11 protein-coding genes are annotated in these 16,854 nt (G+C 52.1%); 7 read left to right on the top strand and 4 right to left on the bottom strand.

The window, feature by feature from the left end; translation table 11 throughout:
* The first annotated feature begins 24 nt into the window (after nucleotides 1-24).
* From cmoM to TU92_RS08875, 7 genes are all read left to right on the top strand, one after another.
* Complete coding sequence (gene cmoM, locus TU92_RS08905) at nucleotides 25-810, top strand: tRNA uridine 5-oxyacetic acid(34) methyltransferase CmoM (RefSeq protein WP_112166342.1); 786 nt, start codon at nucleotides 25-27, stop codon at nucleotides 808-810.
* The gene (gene mukF / locus TU92_RS08900; protein ID WP_112166340.1) at nucleotides 807-2,129 is read left to right on the top strand and encodes a chromosome partition protein MukF; all 1,323 of its coding nucleotides are present in this window, start codon (nucleotides 807-809) and stop codon (nucleotides 2,127-2,129) included. The genes cmoM and mukF overlap by 4 nt, the downstream gene beginning before the upstream one ends.
* Nucleotides 2,110-2,841: a chromosome partition protein MukE gene (gene mukE / locus TU92_RS08895; RefSeq protein ID WP_112166338.1), complete on the top strand. Its 732-nt coding sequence runs from the start codon at nucleotides 2,110-2,112 to the stop codon at nucleotides 2,839-2,841. Before mukF ends, mukE begins: the two co-directional genes overlap by 20 nt.
* Complete coding sequence (gene mukB / locus TU92_RS08890; protein WP_112166336.1) at nucleotides 2,838-7,289, top strand: chromosome partition protein MukB; 4,452 nt, start codon at nucleotides 2,838-2,840, stop codon at nucleotides 7,287-7,289. The genes mukE and mukB overlap by 4 nt, the downstream gene beginning before the upstream one ends.
* A 363-nt stretch (nucleotides 7,290-7,652) precedes the next feature.
* The gene (gene ldtD / locus TU92_RS08885) at nucleotides 7,653-9,503 is read left to right on the top strand and encodes a L,D-transpeptidase (RefSeq protein WP_112166333.1); all 1,851 of its coding nucleotides are present in this window, start codon (nucleotides 7,653-7,655) and stop codon (nucleotides 9,501-9,503) included.
* A 177-nt stretch (nucleotides 9,504-9,680) separates the two neighbouring features.
* Nucleotides 9,681-10,232: a peptidoglycan L,D-endopeptidase MepK gene (gene mepK, locus TU92_RS08880; RefSeq protein WP_056769288.1), complete on the top strand. Its 552-nt coding sequence runs from the start codon at nucleotides 9,681-9,683 to the stop codon at nucleotides 10,230-10,232.
* A 51-nt stretch (nucleotides 10,233-10,283) separates the two neighbouring features.
* Entirely contained in the window at nucleotides 10,284-10,931 is a 648-nt protein-coding gene (locus TU92_RS08875; RefSeq protein ID WP_112166331.1) for an MBL fold metallo-hydrolase, read from the top strand.
* 80 nt (nucleotides 10,932-11,011) lie between these two features.
* On the opposite strand, the gene TU92_RS08870 is transcribed toward TU92_RS08875, so the two are convergent.
* From TU92_RS08870 to pncB, 4 genes are all read right to left on the bottom strand, one after another.
* Entirely contained in the window at nucleotides 11,012-12,202 is a 1,191-nt protein-coding gene (locus tag TU92_RS08870; protein WP_112166329.1) for an amino acid aminotransferase, read from the bottom strand.
* A gap of 244 nt (nucleotides 12,203-12,446) precedes the next feature.
* Complete coding sequence (gene ompC, locus TU92_RS08865; RefSeq protein WP_112166327.1) at nucleotides 12,447-13,559, bottom strand: porin OmpC; 1,113 nt, start codon at nucleotides 13,557-13,559, stop codon at nucleotides 12,447-12,449.
* 301 nt (nucleotides 13,560-13,860) lie between these two features.
* The gene (gene asnS / locus TU92_RS08860) at nucleotides 13,861-15,261 is read right to left on the bottom strand and encodes an asparagine--tRNA ligase (protein ID WP_112166325.1); all 1,401 of its coding nucleotides are present in this window, start codon (nucleotides 15,259-15,261) and stop codon (nucleotides 13,861-13,863) included.
* Nucleotides 15,262-15,536: 275 nt separating this feature from the next.
* Nucleotides 15,537-16,742 carry a nicotinate phosphoribosyltransferase gene (gene pncB / locus TU92_RS08855; protein ID WP_112166323.1) on the bottom strand — a complete coding sequence of 402 codons (1,206 nt, stop codon included), beginning with the start codon at nucleotides 16,740-16,742 and terminating at the stop codon, nucleotides 15,537-15,539.
* Nucleotides 16,743-16,854: the final 112 nt, after the last annotated feature.

Genomic DNA, 16,854 nt, shown 5'->3' with positions numbered 1-16,854 from the left:
TCAACCGTGAACAGGTAACACCTCATGCAGGATCGTAATTTTGACGATATGGCCGAAAAATTTTCGCGCAATATCTACGGCACAACGAAGGGACGTATCCGTCAGGCTGTGCTGGGTCAGGATCTGCAGGAGTTGATGAAAAGTTTGCCTCAGCGGCCGTTGCGCATTTTAGATGCGGGTGGCGGTGAAGGACAAATGGCCTGTGAACTGGCCGCTTTAGGACATCAGGTCTTGTTGTGCGATCTTTCAGGTGAGATGATCCGTCGCGCTCAGGCAGCAGCGATTGAAAAGGGTGTGAGCGGTAACATGCAATTTGTACAATGCCCCGCTCAGCACATCGCAGAACATTTGGAACAGCCGGTTGATCTGATATTGTTCCATGCTGTCATCGAGTGGTTGGCCGAACCGCAGGAGGCGCTGGCTGCGCTGGTCGATTGTCTTGCACCGGGTGGCGCATTGTCCCTGATGTTTTACAATATCCACGGTCTGGTCATGCGGCATATGATCCTCGGCAACTTCGGTCATGTTGAAGCCGGCGTGCCAAAAATCAAAAAGAGCTCATTGTTACCCGATCATCCGCTTGAGCCTGCGCAGGTCTATCTGTGGCTTGAACAGCTTGAGATGCAGATAAGCGGTAAGACCGGTGTTAGAGTGTTCCACGATTATTTGCGAAACAGACAACAACATAAACAGGATTTTGACGAGCTTCTGGCGCTGGAACAGCGTTATTGCCGCCAGGAACCTTTTGTTAGTTTGGGACGTTACATCCACGTGATGGCGCACAAACCCATTCTGAAGGACGAATTATGAGTGAATTTTCCCAGACTGTACCCGAACTGGTCGCCTGGGCACGGAAAAATGATTTCTCAATTTCGCTGCCAACGGAGCGGCTGGCTTTTCTTCTGGCGATTGCCACATTAAACAGCGAGCGCCTTGATGGGGAAATGAGTGAGGGTGAACTGGTCGATGCATTTCGTCACGTCAGCAAAGGTTTTGAGCAGACCAACGAGACCGTCACCGTACGTGCCAATAACGCCATCAATGACATGGTGCGTCAGCGTTTGCTCAACCGTTTTGTCAGTGAGCTGGCAGACGGCAACGCCATTTATCGCCTGACTCCTTTGGCGATCGGCATTTCAGATTATTATATCCGTCAGCGCGAATTCTCCACGCTGCGTCTCTCTATGCAGCTTTCGATTGTTGCGCAGGAACTCAAGCGTGCGGCGGACGCCGCTGACGAAGGCGGCGATGATTTCCACTGGCATCGCAATGTTTACGCACCGCTCAAATACTCTGTCGCGGAAATCTTCGACAGCATCGATATGACCCAGCGCATCATGGATGAACAGCAGCAGGGCGTGAAAGACGATATCGCCGGTCTGCTCAACAAAGACTGGCGCGCGGCGATCTCCAGCTGTGAACTTCTTCTGTCAGAAACATCCGGTACGCTGCGTGAGTTGCAGGATACGCTGGAAGCGGCGGGTGATCTGTTGCAGGCGCATCTGATGCGCATTCAGGACGCCACGATGATCGACATGGATCTGAGTTTTGTCGACAAGCTGGTCTTCGATTTGCAGAACAAACTTGACCGTATCACCAGCTGGGGCCAGCAGGCGATTGACCTTTGGATCGGTTATGACCGTCACGTGCATAAATTTATCCGTACTGCGATCGACATGGATAAAAATCGCGTGTTCGCTCAGCGCCTGCGCCAGTCGGTGCAAAATTATTTCGATCAGCCATGGACGCTGACCTTTGCCAATGCGGATCGTCTGCTGGATATGCGTGACGAAGAACTGGCGCTGCGCAGCGAAGAAGTGACCGGCGAACTTCCGCCTGATCTCGAATTTGAAGAATTTAATGAAATCCGCGAACAACTTGCGGCATTGATTGAACAGGCATTACAAGTTTACCAACAACAGAAAACGCCGCTCAATCTGGGCATGGTGATGCGCGAATACCTCATGCAGTATCCGCGTGCCCGACACTTTGATGTCGCGCGAATTGTGGTCGACCAGGCTGTGCGCCTTGGTGTGGCTGAAGCAGATTTTTCAGGGTTGCACGCCGAATGGCAGGCAATCAATGATTACGGAGCCAAGGTGCAGGCCCATGTCATCGACAAATATTGAACACATAATGCCAGCTAAGCTGGCGCAGGCACTGGCGAACTCAGTGTTTCCTGCTCTCGACAGCCAGTTACGTTCTGGCCGCCACATCGGCATTGATGAACTGGATAACCATGCCTTCCTGATGGACTATCAGGAAGAAATGGAACTCTTTTACAGCCGCTATCACGTGGAATTGATCCGGGCACCGGAAGGTTTCTTCTATTTGCGGCCGCGCTCCACGACGCTTATTTCACGTTCGGTCTTATCTGAGCTGGACATGATGGTCGGGAAAATTCTCTGCTATCTGTATCTCAGTCCCGAGCGTCTGGCGCACGAAGGTATTTTCACCCAGCAGGAGCTCTATGACGAATTGCTGAGCCTGGCCGATGAAAACAAGCTGCTGAAATACGTTAACCAGCGCTCAACTGGCTCGGATTTAGACCGTCAGAAGTTGCAGGATAAAGTCAGGACTTCCCTAAACCGTCTGCGCCGCCTGGGCATGGTGTTTTTCATGGGGGCCGACAGTACCAAATTCCGCATTACCGAAGCGGTATTCCGATTCGGTGCCGATGTCCGCAGCGGAGATGACGCCCGCGAAGCCCAGTTGCGGATGATCCGTGACGGTGAAGCAATGCCCGTCGACAGTGTGTTGTCATTAAATGACGAACCCGAAGAAGGTGAAGCGCTGGCCGGACAGCAAGCACGCGAGAGCGCAGAGGATGAACAGGAATGATTGAACGCGGTAAATTTCGCTCACTGACGCTGGTTAACTGGAACGGCTTTTTTGCCCGCACCTTTGACCTCGATTCACTGGTCACCACGCTTTCAGGGGGCAATGGTGCGGGTAAGTCCACCACCATGGCCGCCTTCGTCACGGCGCTGATCCCGGATTTAACGTTGCTGCATTTCCGTAACACCACGGAAGCGGGGGCGACCTCGGGTTCGCGCGATAAAGGTCTGCACGGTAAATTGCGTGCGGGCGTCTGTTACTCGGTGCTGGACGTCGTGAACTCACGCCATCAGCGCGTCGTGGTCGGCGTTCGTCTGCAACAAATCGCCGGGCGCGATCGCAAAGTGGACATTAAACCTTTTACGATTCAGGGCCTGCCGGTCGCGGTGAATCCGACCGAAATGCTGACCGAAACCGTCGGTGAACGTCAGGCGCGCGTACTGTCTTTGCAGGAATTGAAAGACCGCGTCGAAGCGATGGAAGGTGTGCAGTTTAAGCAGTTCAACTCCATCACGGATTACCACGCGCTGATGTTCGATCTGGGTGTCATTCCGCGTCGCTTACGTTCGGCGTCTGACCGCAGCAAGTTCTATCGTCTGATCGAAGCCTCGCTGTACGGCGGGATTTCCAGCGCCATCACCCGTTCCCTGCGCGACTATCTGTTGCCGGAAAACAGTGGTGTGCGTAAAGCTTTCCAGGATATGGAAGCTGCACTGCGTGAAAACCGCATGACGCTCGAAGCGATCCGCGTTACGCAATCCGACCGTGATTTGTTTAAGCATCTGATTTCTGAAGCTACCTCCTACGTGGCTGCTGACTACATGCGTCATGCCAATGAGCGCCGTAAACATTTAGATGGCGCATTGGTGTTGCGTAACGAGTTGCTGTCGAGCCGTAAACAGCTGTCCAGTGAACAATATCGGCACGTTGAAATGGCGCGTGAACTGGCTGAGCAAAGCGGTTCACAAAGCGATCTGGAAACCGATTATCAGGCCGCCAGCGACCATCTGAGTCTGGTTCAGACCGCCATGCGTCAGCAGGAAAAAATCGAGCGTTACGAAAGTGACCTCGAAGAGCTGACCTATCGTCTGGAAGAGCAGAACGAAGTGGTTGCAGAAGCCAGTGAGCTGCACGCCGAGCACGAGGCTCGTGCCGAAGCGGCTGAGCTGGAAGTGGATGAACTGAAAAGCCAGCTGGCGGATTACCAGCAGGCGCTGGATGTTCAACAAACCCGTGCGATTCAGTATCAGCAGGCGTTACAGGCAATTGAACGCGCTCGTGAGCTGTGCCAGATCCCCGATCTGACCACGCAGAACAGCGAAGAGTGGCTGGAAACCTTCCAGAGCAAGGAACAGGAAGCGACAGATATCCTGCTGATGCTCGAGCAAAAAATGAGTGTGGCATCAGCCGCGCACAGTCAGTTCGAAACGGCTTATCAGCTGGTGGTGAAAATCGCCGGTGAAGTCAGTCGCAGCGATGCCTGGAAAACCGCGCGTGAGTTACTGCGTGAGTGGCCTTCGCAAGTGCATCAGGCAGAACGCGTTGAACCGCTGCGGATGCGACTGGCCGAACTGGAAGGGCGTCTGCGTGAGCAACAGGACGCTGAGCGTCAGTTGCAGGAATTTTGTAAACGAACCGGACAGGACGTCCAGCCGGAAGATCTGGACGAAATGCAGCGCGAGCTGGAAGTACAGATCGAAGAATTGCAGATCGTGGTATCGCAGGCCAGCGAGCGTCGCATGGAAATGCGTCAGGAATTAGAGCAGGCTCAGGCGCGTATCCGCGAACTGACAGCCCGCGCGCCGGTCTGGCTGGCAGCTCAGGAAGCCCTGAGCCAGTTAAGCGAGCAGAGCAAAGAGCCGCTGGAAAACAGCCAGCAGGTGACCGAGTACATGCAGCAGTTGCTGGAAAGCGAACGCGATACCACCGTTGAACGTGACGAAGTGGCTGCGCGTAAACGTCGTATTGAAGGGCAGATTACCCGCCTCAGCCAGCCGAGTGGTGCAGAAGATTCCCGCATGATTGCGCTGGCAGAGCGTTTTGGTGGCGTGCTGCTGTCTGAGATTTATGATGACGTGACCATTGACGATGCGCCTTACTTCTCCGCGCTCTACGGTCCGTCGCGCCACGCGATTGTGGTACCCGATTTATCGCTGATCCGCGACCAGTTAGACGGTCTGGACGATTGTCCGGAAGATTTGTATCTGATCGAAGGGGATCCACAATCCTTCGATGATAATGTTTTCGAAGTCGATGAAATGCAGGGCGCGGTACTGGTAAAAACCGGAGATCGTCAGTGGCGTTATTCCCATTTCCCGCAGGTGCCGCTGTTTGGCCGTGCGGCACGTGAGAACCGTCTGGAAACGTTGCATAAAGAGCGCGAAAGCCTGTCCGAGCGTTATGCCACGTTGTCGTTTGACGTGCAAAAAATTCAGCGTGCGCATCAGGCTTTCAGCCGCTTTATCGGCAGCCATCTGGCCGTTGCTTTTGATGCCGATCCGGAAGCGGACATTCGTACTTTGAGCGGCCGTCGCGGTGAGCTTGAACGTGCACTGAACGCGCATGAAGGCCAGAATCAGCAGCAGCGTCAGCAGTTTGAGCAGGCGAAAGAGGCCGTCGGCATGCTCAACAAATTGCAGCCGCGGGTTGGCCTGCTGTGTGATGAAACGCTGATTGACCGTGTGGAAGAAATCCGCGATGAAATGGAAGAGGCGCAGGACGCCGCCCGTTTCATTCAGCAACACGGCATTTCTCTGAACAAGCTGGAACCGCTGGTATCGGTGCTGCAAAGCGATCCGGAACAGCACGAACAGCTGAAGGAAGATTACGCGCAGGCACAGCATGCGCAGCGTCTGGCGAAACAACAGGCCTTTGCATTGACCGAAGTGGTTCAGCGCCGCACGCATTTCAGCTACACCGACTCTGCCGGCATGTTAAATGAAAACGCTGACCTCAACGACAAACTGCGTCAGCGTCTTGAACATGCGGAAGCGGAACGTACCCGCGCGCGTGAGCAAATGCGTCAGCATCAGGCACAGTTCACGCAATACAGTCAGGTTCTGGCCTCGCTGAAGAGCTCGTTCGATGCCAAGCGCGACATGCTTAAAGAGCTGGGTCAGGAATTGCAGGATATCGGCGTTCAGGCCGATCCGAATGCCGAAGAGCGCGCCAAAACCCGTCGCGATGAACTGCATGTTGCACTGAGCACCAACCGTGCGCGCTGCAATCAACTCGAAAAACAGATCACCTTCTGCGAAGCCGAAATGGATAACCTGCAGAAGAAACTCCGTAAGCTGGAACGTGATTATCATCAGAGCCGCGAGCAGGTCGTGACATCGAAAGCCGGCTGGTGTGCGGTGATGCGTCTGGTGAAGGACAACGGCGTTGAGCGCCGCCTGCACCGTCGTGAACTGGCGTACATGGATGGCGACGAACTGCGCTCTATGTCGGATAAATCACTGGGTGCGCTGCGTCTGGCGGTATCGGATAACGAGCACCTGCGCGACGTGCTGCGCCTGTCCGAAGATCCGAAACGTCCGGAACGCAAAATTCAGTTTTATATCGCCGTGTATCAGCATCTGCGTGAGCGCATCCGTCAGGACATTATCCGTACCGATGATCCAGTGGAAGCCATCGAACAGATGGAAATTGAACTGGGGCGCCTGACCGAAGAACTTACCGCCCGTGAGCAACAACTGGCGATAAGCTCTAAGAGCGTGGCGAACATCATCCGTAAAACGATTCAGCGCGAGCAAAATCGTATTCGCCAGCTGAACCAGGGCCTGCAGGCCGTGGCATTCGGCCAGGTGAAAAGCGTTCGTCTGAACGTTAACGTGCGCGAAGCTCATGCTGGTTTGCTTGATGTGCTTTCCGAACAGCAGGAACAGCATCAGGATCTGTTCAGCAGCAACCGTCTGACCTTCTCCGAAGCGCTGGCGAAGTTGTATCAGCGCCTCAATCCGCAAATCGACATGGGTCAGCGTACGCCGCAAACCATTGGTGAAGAGCTGCTGGACTACCGCAACTATCTTGAGATGGAAGTGGAAGTTAACAGAGGATCCGACGGCTGGCTGCGTGCAGAGAGTGGCGCACTGTCGACGGGTGAGGCTATCGGTACCGGTATGTCGATTCTGGTTATGGTTGTTCAAAGCTGGGAAGACGAATCGAGCCGTATGCGCGGTAAAGACATTTCACCGTGTCGCCTGTTGTTCCTGGATGAAGCGGCGCGTCTGGATGCCAAATCCATCGCCACGCTGTTCGAACTATGCGACCGTCTGGAAATGCAGCTGATCATCGCCGCACCTGAAAACATTAGCCCGGAAAAAGGCACGACCTACAAACTGGTACGTAAGATGTTTGGTAACAATGAACATGTACACGTCGTAGGCCTGCGTGGTTTTGCGCCACCTGAATTACCGGTGCTGGCCAATACGGAAGCTGATATTTCCTGATCCCTTTTACAGACAACATTTTCTGTGGAACTTCAAAAGCCCTGGCAAAAATGCCGGGGCTTTTTTACACGTATTTATTCACTTAACTTATGTTTTATTGCGATTATCCGTTAGTTACTTATATCTGCTGAGACATTTCCAACGCACCGGTTGAAATGTAATCGACTGGCTGAAAACAGTGCGGAAACTGTTTAATGAAAGCTTTATTTCCCCTGGTCGCTGGCTTAGAGTCTTTAGGTCAGACGAGGGCTCTATTTCATTGAGTTTCTACGCAAAAAATGAATTTTCTTTATATACTTAATCACAGAGTCGCTGGAATATTTCGGGGATGAAATTGAGCAATTTACCGGGAGGCAAGGGAAGATGTTGATGAATCAAAGGTCTCTCAAGTTTTTAGTGGCCAGCTGCCTGCTGGCAAGCGGCCTGTCGCCGTGGTTTGCTGCCTGGGCGACTGTACCGACTATGCCGGTGCGCACCGCCACGCTCTCCAGCGTTCAGAGCATGAGCCAGCTACAAGCTGAACTCTTACCGCGAGGCATTCGTCCGCTGTATTTGTCTTCCCTCTCATCACTGTATGCATCGAACCACATGCAGCCTATGTGGAAGGACAGGGAAACCGTCCAGATATTTCAGCAGCAGCTCGCAGAACTGGCTATTTCCGGTATTCAGCCGCAGTTTACACAATGGGTTAGATGGCTGACAGATCCCGAAGTCACTGGCATGGCACGCGACGTCGTGCTGTCTGATGCGATGCTGGGCTATTTGCAGTTCACCAGCAGCGTAGAGGCCAAAGGCGATACCTGGCTTTATAGCAATGTTCCGTACAAAATGACCACACCACCGCTGACCGTCATTAACCAGTGGCAGCTCGCTGTGCGTCAGGGCACGACGGCACAGTATTTGTCGACGCTGACACCGCAACATCCTTATTATGCAAAAATGCACGATGCGCTGAAAACCATGCTGGCGGATAACCGCCCGTGGCCGGTGATAACGGGCGCAACCAGCCTGCGTCCGGATCAGATTAGTGACGACATTCCTGCACTGCGTGAAATTCTCAGCCGCACCGGCATGATGGTCGCACCGCCAGACGAGGCCAAAGCGCCGAAGCCGACGGATGAAACCATCGCACCCAACGTGCCTGGCAGCGCGGCAAATGACGATCTTTCCGTTGATGAAAGCGCTGACAAAGCGCAGGCATCCACGCCAGCGGTGAGCCCGTCGGCAACTTCCGTGCAAGATGTTCTGCCAACGGTGCAGTCAGTTGAAAGCCCGGCTCCCGCAGCACCTGTTGTGGTATCTAACAATCAGTACACGCCGGATCTGGTCGAGGCGGTTAAGCGTTTTCAGAAATGGCAGGGACTTGAAGCGGATGGCATTATCGGTGCCCGTACGCGTCAGTGGCTAAATTCATCTCCGCAGCTGCGTGCCACGTTGCTGGCGCTGAACATTCAACGGTTGCGTATTCTGCCGGGCAATGTGAACACCGGTATCATGGTAAACATTCCGAATTACCAGCTGACGTATTATCTCAACGGTAATGAAGTGTTGTCATCGCGGGTGATTGTTGGCCGTCCAAGCCGTAAAACGCCGCTGATGAGCAGTGCATTAAACAACGTGGTGGTGAACCCGCCGTGGAACGTGCCGACGACCTTAGTGCGTGAAGATATCGTGCCGAAAGCCCGCAACAACCCGACGTACTTCCAGCAGCACGGTTATCAGGTGTTATCCGGCTGGAGTAATGATGCAGAAGTGATCGACCCGACGATGATTGACTGGGCGATGGTGTCACCGAGCCATTTCCCATATCGCATCCGACAGGCACCGGGCGCGAGCAATTCCCTTGGTCGATACAAATTCAACATGCCAAGTTCTGATGCTATCTACCTGCACGACACGCCGAATCACAATCTTTTCAGTAAAGATATTCGTGCGTTAAGTTCAGGATGTGTGCGGGTGAATAAAGCCTCTGAACTGGCCAATATGTTGTTGCAGGACGCGGGCTGGAATGACACGCGTATTTCCTCTGCATTGCAGGGCGGTAATACCACTTACGTCTCTATTCGTCATCGCATACCGGTAAAACTGTTTTATCTGACAGCGTGGGTAGCGGAAGATGGTAAGCCGCAATTCCGTACAGATATTTACAATTATGATTCTACTGTGAGATCCGGCGCACAAATCTTGCCTCAGGCAGAAAAATTACTGCAATAAATGCAGTAAAACTAGTCTGATAAAGGTCAGAGTATTTGGCCATTGAACGAGCGTGAGCCATTGGCACGCTCGTTTTGCATATTTGGGTCCCTTGACTCGCCCAATTTAGGAAGTTAAGGTTCGAGGCGGTGCTGGCATTGCACCTTTTTGACACTCTTACCGGATAGTAAACTGTTCATGAATGAAATCGACAAACATCGCCGTAAATGGCTGGCATTAGGCAGTGCCGCTATGGGGATTGCATTGCTTCCGAGTCGTGCGTTCGCCACTCTTTCCACTCCTCGTCCACGTATTCTGGTCGTTAATAATCTAAATACTGGCGAAACCCTCAAAACTGAGTTTTTTGATGGAAAGCGTTACAACAAGGATGAATTGGCCCGGTTGAATCATTTGTTCAGGGACTATCGGGCAGAAAAGGTGAAGTCCATCGACCCCGCTTTGTTCGATCATCTCTATCGCTTACAGGTCATGCTCGGAGGAACGAATAAACCCGTGCAGTTGATTTCTGGCTACCGCTCGCTGGCGACGAATAACAGCATGCGTGAACCAGGAAGTGGTGTGGCCAAGCACAGTTACCACACGCTGGGTCAGGCGATGGATTTCCACATTCAGGGCATCGAACTGAGCAATATCCGCAAAGCAGCATTAAAAATGCGGATGGGTGGTGTAGGATATTATCCACGAAGTAACTTTGTGCACATCGATACCGGCCCTGCACGGACCTGGTGATGTGTGTCATTAGTGGCCTGCCCAAATGGACAGGCCATTTTGTGGAGCCTTATGAAAACCCATCTCATTACCGTCACGGCGTTCAGCCAAAATTGCTCACTGATTTGGTGTACTAAAACCAATCAGGCCGCGCTTGTCGATCCGGGCGGCGAAGCAGCCAAAATCATCCGCGAAGTCTCCGCTCAGGGCGTACTGGTCACCCAAATTCTGCTGACACATGGTCATCTTGATCACGTTGGTGCTGCCGCGGAACTGGCTGCACATTATCAGGTGCCGGTGATTGGGCCTCATCCAGAAGATCAATTCCTGCTGGATGCACTGCCAACGCAAAGCCAGATGTTCGGATTAGACCACTGTGACCCGCTGACGCCTGATACCTGGCTGGAAGAGGGCGATCATGTCAGCGTGGGCGAAGAGAAACTTTCCGTGCTGCATTGTCCCGGACACACGCCGGGCCATATCGTTTTCATCAATGATAAAGCGCGTTTAGCCGTTTCCGGTGACGTGATATTTAAAGGTGGCGTTGGCCGTAGTGATTTCCCGCGCGGTGATCATCAGGCGCTGATCCATTCGATCAAAACCAAATTGTTGCCGCTTGGCGATGACATCGTGTTTATCCCAGGTCACGGGCCGATGTCAGATTTTGGTTATGAACGTAAAACCAACCCTTTCCTGCAGGATGAATTACCGGTCTGGTGATTTATTTTGCGCCTCAGGAACAGCAAAAAGCCCGTCAGTTTCCTGACGGGCTTTTTTAATGGAGCAGCGTTGCTTATGTTTTACAGCACAGCGACGATGGCTTCACACAGCGGTGCCATGTTATCTAGCGTAATACCGGCCACGTTAATGCGTCCTGAGTTCACCGCGTAAACCCCGAATTCATCACGCAGACGCAGAACTTGATCTTTGGTCAGGCCGCTGAATGAGAACATACCATTCTGATTGATGATAAAGCTGAAATCCTGTTTAGCGCCTTTTTCCTGCAAGGTTGTGACGAACAACTGGCGCATGCGGTGAATTCGTTGACGCATGTCGCTCAGTTCCTGCTCCCACAGCGCGCGCAGTGACGGGTTACCCAGTATGGTCGCGACGACGGCTGCGCCGTGTGCCGGTGGGTTAGAGTAGTTTGCACGGATAACGGATTTCACCTGGCTAAACGCGCGGTCAGCGGTTTCGGCATCAGACGCCACAATCGTACAGGCACCCACTCGCTCGTTATACAGACCGAAGTTTTTCGAGTAGGAGCTCGCGACCAGCAATTCTTTGTGTTTTGCCACGAAAAGACGCAGGCCACCGGCATCTTCTTCCAGACCTTTCGCAAAGCCCTGATAGGCGAAGTCAAACAGCGGCAACCAGCCTTTCGAGACGGACAGCTCCGCCAGCTGTGACCACTGTTCCTGTGTAGGATCGATACCGGTTGGGTTATGGCAGCAACCGTGGAACAGCACTACGTCGCCCGCTTGTGCTTCACTCAGGCTCTTAAGCATACCGTCGAAATCAAGGGAGTGATTCTGCGCGTCATAATAGTTGTATTCAGCCACTTCCAAACCTGCAGCATTAAATACGCTTTTATGGTTCGGCCAGCTTGGGTTGCTGACCCACACCCGTTTGGCGCTGGTTTGGGTGGCGATAAAATCTGCTGCGATACGCAGTGCGCCGGTGCCGCCGGGAGTTTGAGCAGTGCGGGCTCGTTTTTCAGCGATCACTGCGCTGTCTTTGCCAAACAGCAATTCCTGTGTGCAGTGTGCAAAATCAGGCAATCCGTCGATGCTCAGATAGGTTTTGGTCGTTTCATTTTCCAACAGGAATTGTTCGGCTTTCTTCACGCTGGCCAGAACCGGCGTTTTACCTGTCTCATCTTTATAAACACCAATCCCAAGATTGATTTTATCAGAGCGGTCGTCAGCGCGGAAAAGATCGGAAAGGCCCAGAATCGGGTCGGCAGGTGCTGCAGTGATTTTTTCAAACATGTTGGAAACTTCCATTAGCCTGATAGTACGAAAGAGGCCTTAAGGGTAACGCCAGAGCGCGCGTTTTGCCAACCGTTTGCGGGAAAAAGTAAGCAGAGTTGTGAGGGCGGATCCGAGATTAAAATATTTTATGAAAAGGGCATGGAAAAGGGTGTTTTTAAGAAATCAGAAATGCAAAAGGCAGAGCCGAAGCTCTGCCTTGATATCCACTTTGATGCGCCCGTAAGCGCATCGTTAAGCGATATTAGAACTGGTATTGCAAGCCAACACCCACAGTGTCGTCGGTGCTGCGACCGGCGGCTTTGGTGTAGCTGTTGTCGTCCAGCAGGTTGATTTTGTAGTCAACGTAGGTAGACATGTTTTTGTTGAAGTAGTAGTAAGTACCAACTTCTACGTATTTAACCAGGTCAGCATCGCCGCCAGCGTAGGTTGCGCCGTTGTCGCTGAAGCCGTTCAGCTGCTTGCCTTTAGACTGCAGGTAAGCGATGGATGGACGCAGACCGAAGTCGAACTGGTACTGTGCAACCACTTCGAAGTTCTGAGTTTTGTTAGCAATCGCATCTGGGTTGCCGTAATCGGTGGTGTTACGTGATTCACCGTAGAAGGTTGCCAGGTACAGGTTGTTAGCGTCGTATTTCGCGCCGAATGCGTATGCGTCAGCTTTGTCGCCGTTACCGTCAGCTTTCTGAGTAGAGGTACGGTTAGAAGAGAAGTAAGCACCAGTCAGGCTAACACCAGAGTTGCCCAGTGCGTATGCAGCAGAAGTACCCCAGCCGTCGCCGTTGGAGTCAACTGCGCCACGACCGTCACGACCTTCGTCGTTTTTGCCCTGGTACTGTACAGCGAAGCTCAGGCCGTCAACCAGACCGAAGAAGTTGCTGTTACGGTAAGTTGCCATGCCATTACCACGACCAACCATGAAGTTGTCGTTGTTCTGGTACATGGTGTCATCACCAAAGATTGGCAATTGGTCGGTGTAGGACATTACGTCGTAGATTACGCCGTAGTTACGACCGTAGTCGAATGAACCTGCATCACCGAATTTCAGACCTGCGAAGCCCAGACGAGTTTTGTTGCCTTCGTCGCCAGCGCTTTCTGCATGGTTAGCCTGAACGTTGTATTCCCACTGGCCGTAACCGGTCAGTTGGTCAGTAATTTGAGTTTCGCCTTTGAAGCCGAAACGAACATAGGTCTGGTCGCCATCATCACCAGCGTTGTCAGAGAAGTTATGGCGTGCGTCAACTTTACCGTACAAATCCAGTTTGTTGCCGTCTTTGTTATAGATCTCTGCTGCATTAGCTGCACCAGCGACTAACAGAGCTGGGATTACTACTGCAAGAATGTTGCGCTTCATCATTATTATTACCCTCATTGGTTTTATTCGGACACCTGCCACTGCCGTCAATAATTCTTTGGGGAACTATTCATGAAAGTTTGGTGTCTCCTGTGTCTGAACGCACTATTCCATCCGAGGTTCGCTTAATCTACAGCGAAAATGCTACTAAATTACTAAATATGTTTCAGCGAGAAAGAATGTATTACAAAATGTGTATTTTAGGGAACTTTGTGACGGGGATCTATTTTTAAAAATGACTAAGGCCAGCAATGCTGGCCTTAGTTTTGTAAAGTTTTTGTTAATTAAAAAATAGTTTAATTAATTAGAAGGTTGCATTACGTGGTGTGCGTGGGAACGGAATCACGTCGCGGACGTTCTGTACGCCGGTGACATAGGCGACTAAACGTTCAAAGCCCAAACCGAAGCCGGAGTGTGGCACAGTGCCGTAACGACGAAGATCGCGATACCACCAATAATCTTCAGTTTTAAGTCCCATTTCAACCATTCGCGCGTCCAATACATCCAGACGTTCTTCACGCTGAGAACCGCCGATAATCTCACCGATGCCAGGCGCTAATACGTCCATCGCCGCGACGGTTTTGCCATCATCGTTCAAACGCATGTAGAAGGATTTGATATCCTTCGGATAGTTTTTCACTACCACCGGCGCTTTGAAGTGTTGCTCAGCAAGATAACGTTCGTGTTCTGAAGAAAGATCCACACCCCACGAAACAGCGTTCTCAAACTTCTGACCGCAATTCATTAGGATTTCTACTGCTTCAGTGTAATCCACCTGCGCGAAATCAGAGGTTACAAAACGCTCAAGGCGGGCAACCGCATCTTTGTCTACGCGTTCAGCAAAGAAAGCCATATCGTCTGAACGTTCGTTCAACACGGCCTGGAAAACATATTTCAGCATGTTTTCAGCCAATGATGCAATATCGTCCAGTGTGGCAAAGGCCACTTCCGGTTCCACCATCCAGAATTCAGCGAGGTGACGGCTGGTGTTGGAGTTTTCTGCACGGAAGGTCGGGCCGAAGGTGTACACCTTGGACAATGCACAGGCGTACGCTTCACCGTTCAGCTGACCAGAAACGGTCAGGAAGGATTCTTTACCGAAGAAGTCTTCGCTGAAATCGATCTCGCCTTTGTCAGTACGCGGCAGGTTTTGCAGATCCAGCGTGGACACGCGGAACATCTCACCAGCACCTTCGGTATCGGAAGCTGTAATCAGCGGCGTCGACACCCAGAAGTAGCCGTTTTCATGATAGAAACGGTGAATTGCCTGAGACAGGGTGTTACGCACGCGTGCCACCGCGCCAATCAGGTTGGTACGCGGACGCAGGTGTGCCACTTCACGCAGATATTCAATACTGTGACGTTTAGCCGCCATCGGATATGTATCAGGATCATCCACCCAGCCGACGACTTTAATCGCAGTCGCCTGCAGCTCAAAGCTCTGGCCTTCGCCAGGGGAGGCGACAACAGTACCTGTCACTTCAACAGAACAGCCGGTCGTCAGATGCAGAACCTCATCCTGATAATTGGGCAGAGAATTATTGACGACGGCCTGTAATGGATTAAAGCAGGAGCCGTCATAAACGGCGAGGAATGAGATACCAGCTTTAGAATCTCTCCGGGTACGTACCCAACCGCGTACGGTGACTTCACTGTCAACCGCAGCACGGCCTTGCAGTACGTCGACTACAGGCACAACGCTCATAGATTTCTCTCTTTCTTTATATACAGATGTTGACTAAGAAATAATGGACACCCTGTAAAAAGGGATTTTGCTATGTTACTTAGCCTTTCTCAGGACACAAGCAGAAATCAACGTCGTGGTGTAAGAATTGTCAGGCAGGGGCGGGTATACACGAAAATTATTGAGTGAATGAATGAAAGCCGAGCAAATTGAATATCATCTATATAAGGAAGGAAATACGCGGGATAAAAAATCAGCAAAGCGCCGGAGGTCATTTCCCGGCACTTCGCGGCAGATCAGGAGGCTTTTTTGACCAGTGGCAGATCAAATGCTTTGCGCAGCGCTTTCACAAACGCTTTATCCTGACAGATGGTTTTTCCCGGACTGTCGGAAAGTTTCGCCACTGGCTTACCATTACACTGAACCAGTTTGATGACGATATTCAGCGGTTTCACACCGGGAATATTACAGGTCAGGCGCGTACCGATGCCGAATACTAAATTCACCCGCTTGTGGAAATGGCGATATAAATGCAGTGCCTTATCCAGGTCGAGATTATCGGAGAACACCAGCGTCTTAGTCATCGGATCAATATCCAGTGCGTGATAATGCGCGATGGCTTTTTCACCCCACTCAAACGGATCCCCTGAATCATGGCGCAGACCCTGATACGCGTTCGCGAATTTCGGTCCGAAATCACGCAGGAAAGCATCCATGGTTATGCAGTCAGTCAGGGCGATACCGAGCTGATCAGGGTACTCATCCAGCCAGGCTTGTAGCGCCGCGCGCTGACTGTTGGCCAGCACCGGGCTGATTTGCTGATGCGCCTGAAACCATTCATGTGCCTGCGTTCCGACCGGCGCCAGTTGCAACTTATGGGCGACATCGTAGTTGCTGGTACCGACCAGATAAGGGAATTCACTTTTCAGCGTGCTGACAATCGCTTCCTGCACCTCGCCCGAGAAACGGCGGCGTGTGCCAAAATCCATCAGCCGGAAAGCGGAAAGATCGATATCAGAGGCCTGCTCATTAAAGCTGACCAGATTTTTACGCAGCTGTTCGACCGCCATTTGCGCCGTGATTAGCGGTGAACGATGGCGATGTACCACTTCACTGATAACCGCCAGCAGCGGCACTTCCCACATGATGACTTCACGCCACGGCCCTTCGATGCGCACATGCAAATGGCCGTCGCGGTCGGAAACGGTGACGTGTTCCGGGTTATAGCGGAACGTTTTCAGCCAGCTGAGATAGTCCTGTGTAAAGAAAGGCAGCCCGGAGAGGTAGGTGAACTCATCGTCGGTCAGCGCCAGTTCGCTCATCAACTGGATTTGCTGACGGATTTCACCGGCGTATTCGCCCAGCAGTTCATCACCGCGGCAACGGAACTCGGCCACCACGCTGATACTGTGATAACGATGGAAAACCGCTTGCTGCATATGAAGCTTGTAGGCATCGGTATCTAACAGCGAAGTCAAAATCGGGGAGGCGTATGGAGTCATAGCGCTTTACAGCATCCTCGTCAGAAACTGAGTGTTTGAACACAAACAACCGTTCCGTAATAAAAACGTTCTGAATAAAACAGCAAAAGTCTGTGAAGTATACCGTAATATC

This window comes from Rahnella inusitata (genome assembly GCF_003263515.1).
GTDB lineage: Bacteria > Pseudomonadota > Gammaproteobacteria > Enterobacterales > Enterobacteriaceae > Rahnella > Rahnella inusitata.
This window is presented reverse-complemented; position numbering and strand designations above follow the sequence as displayed.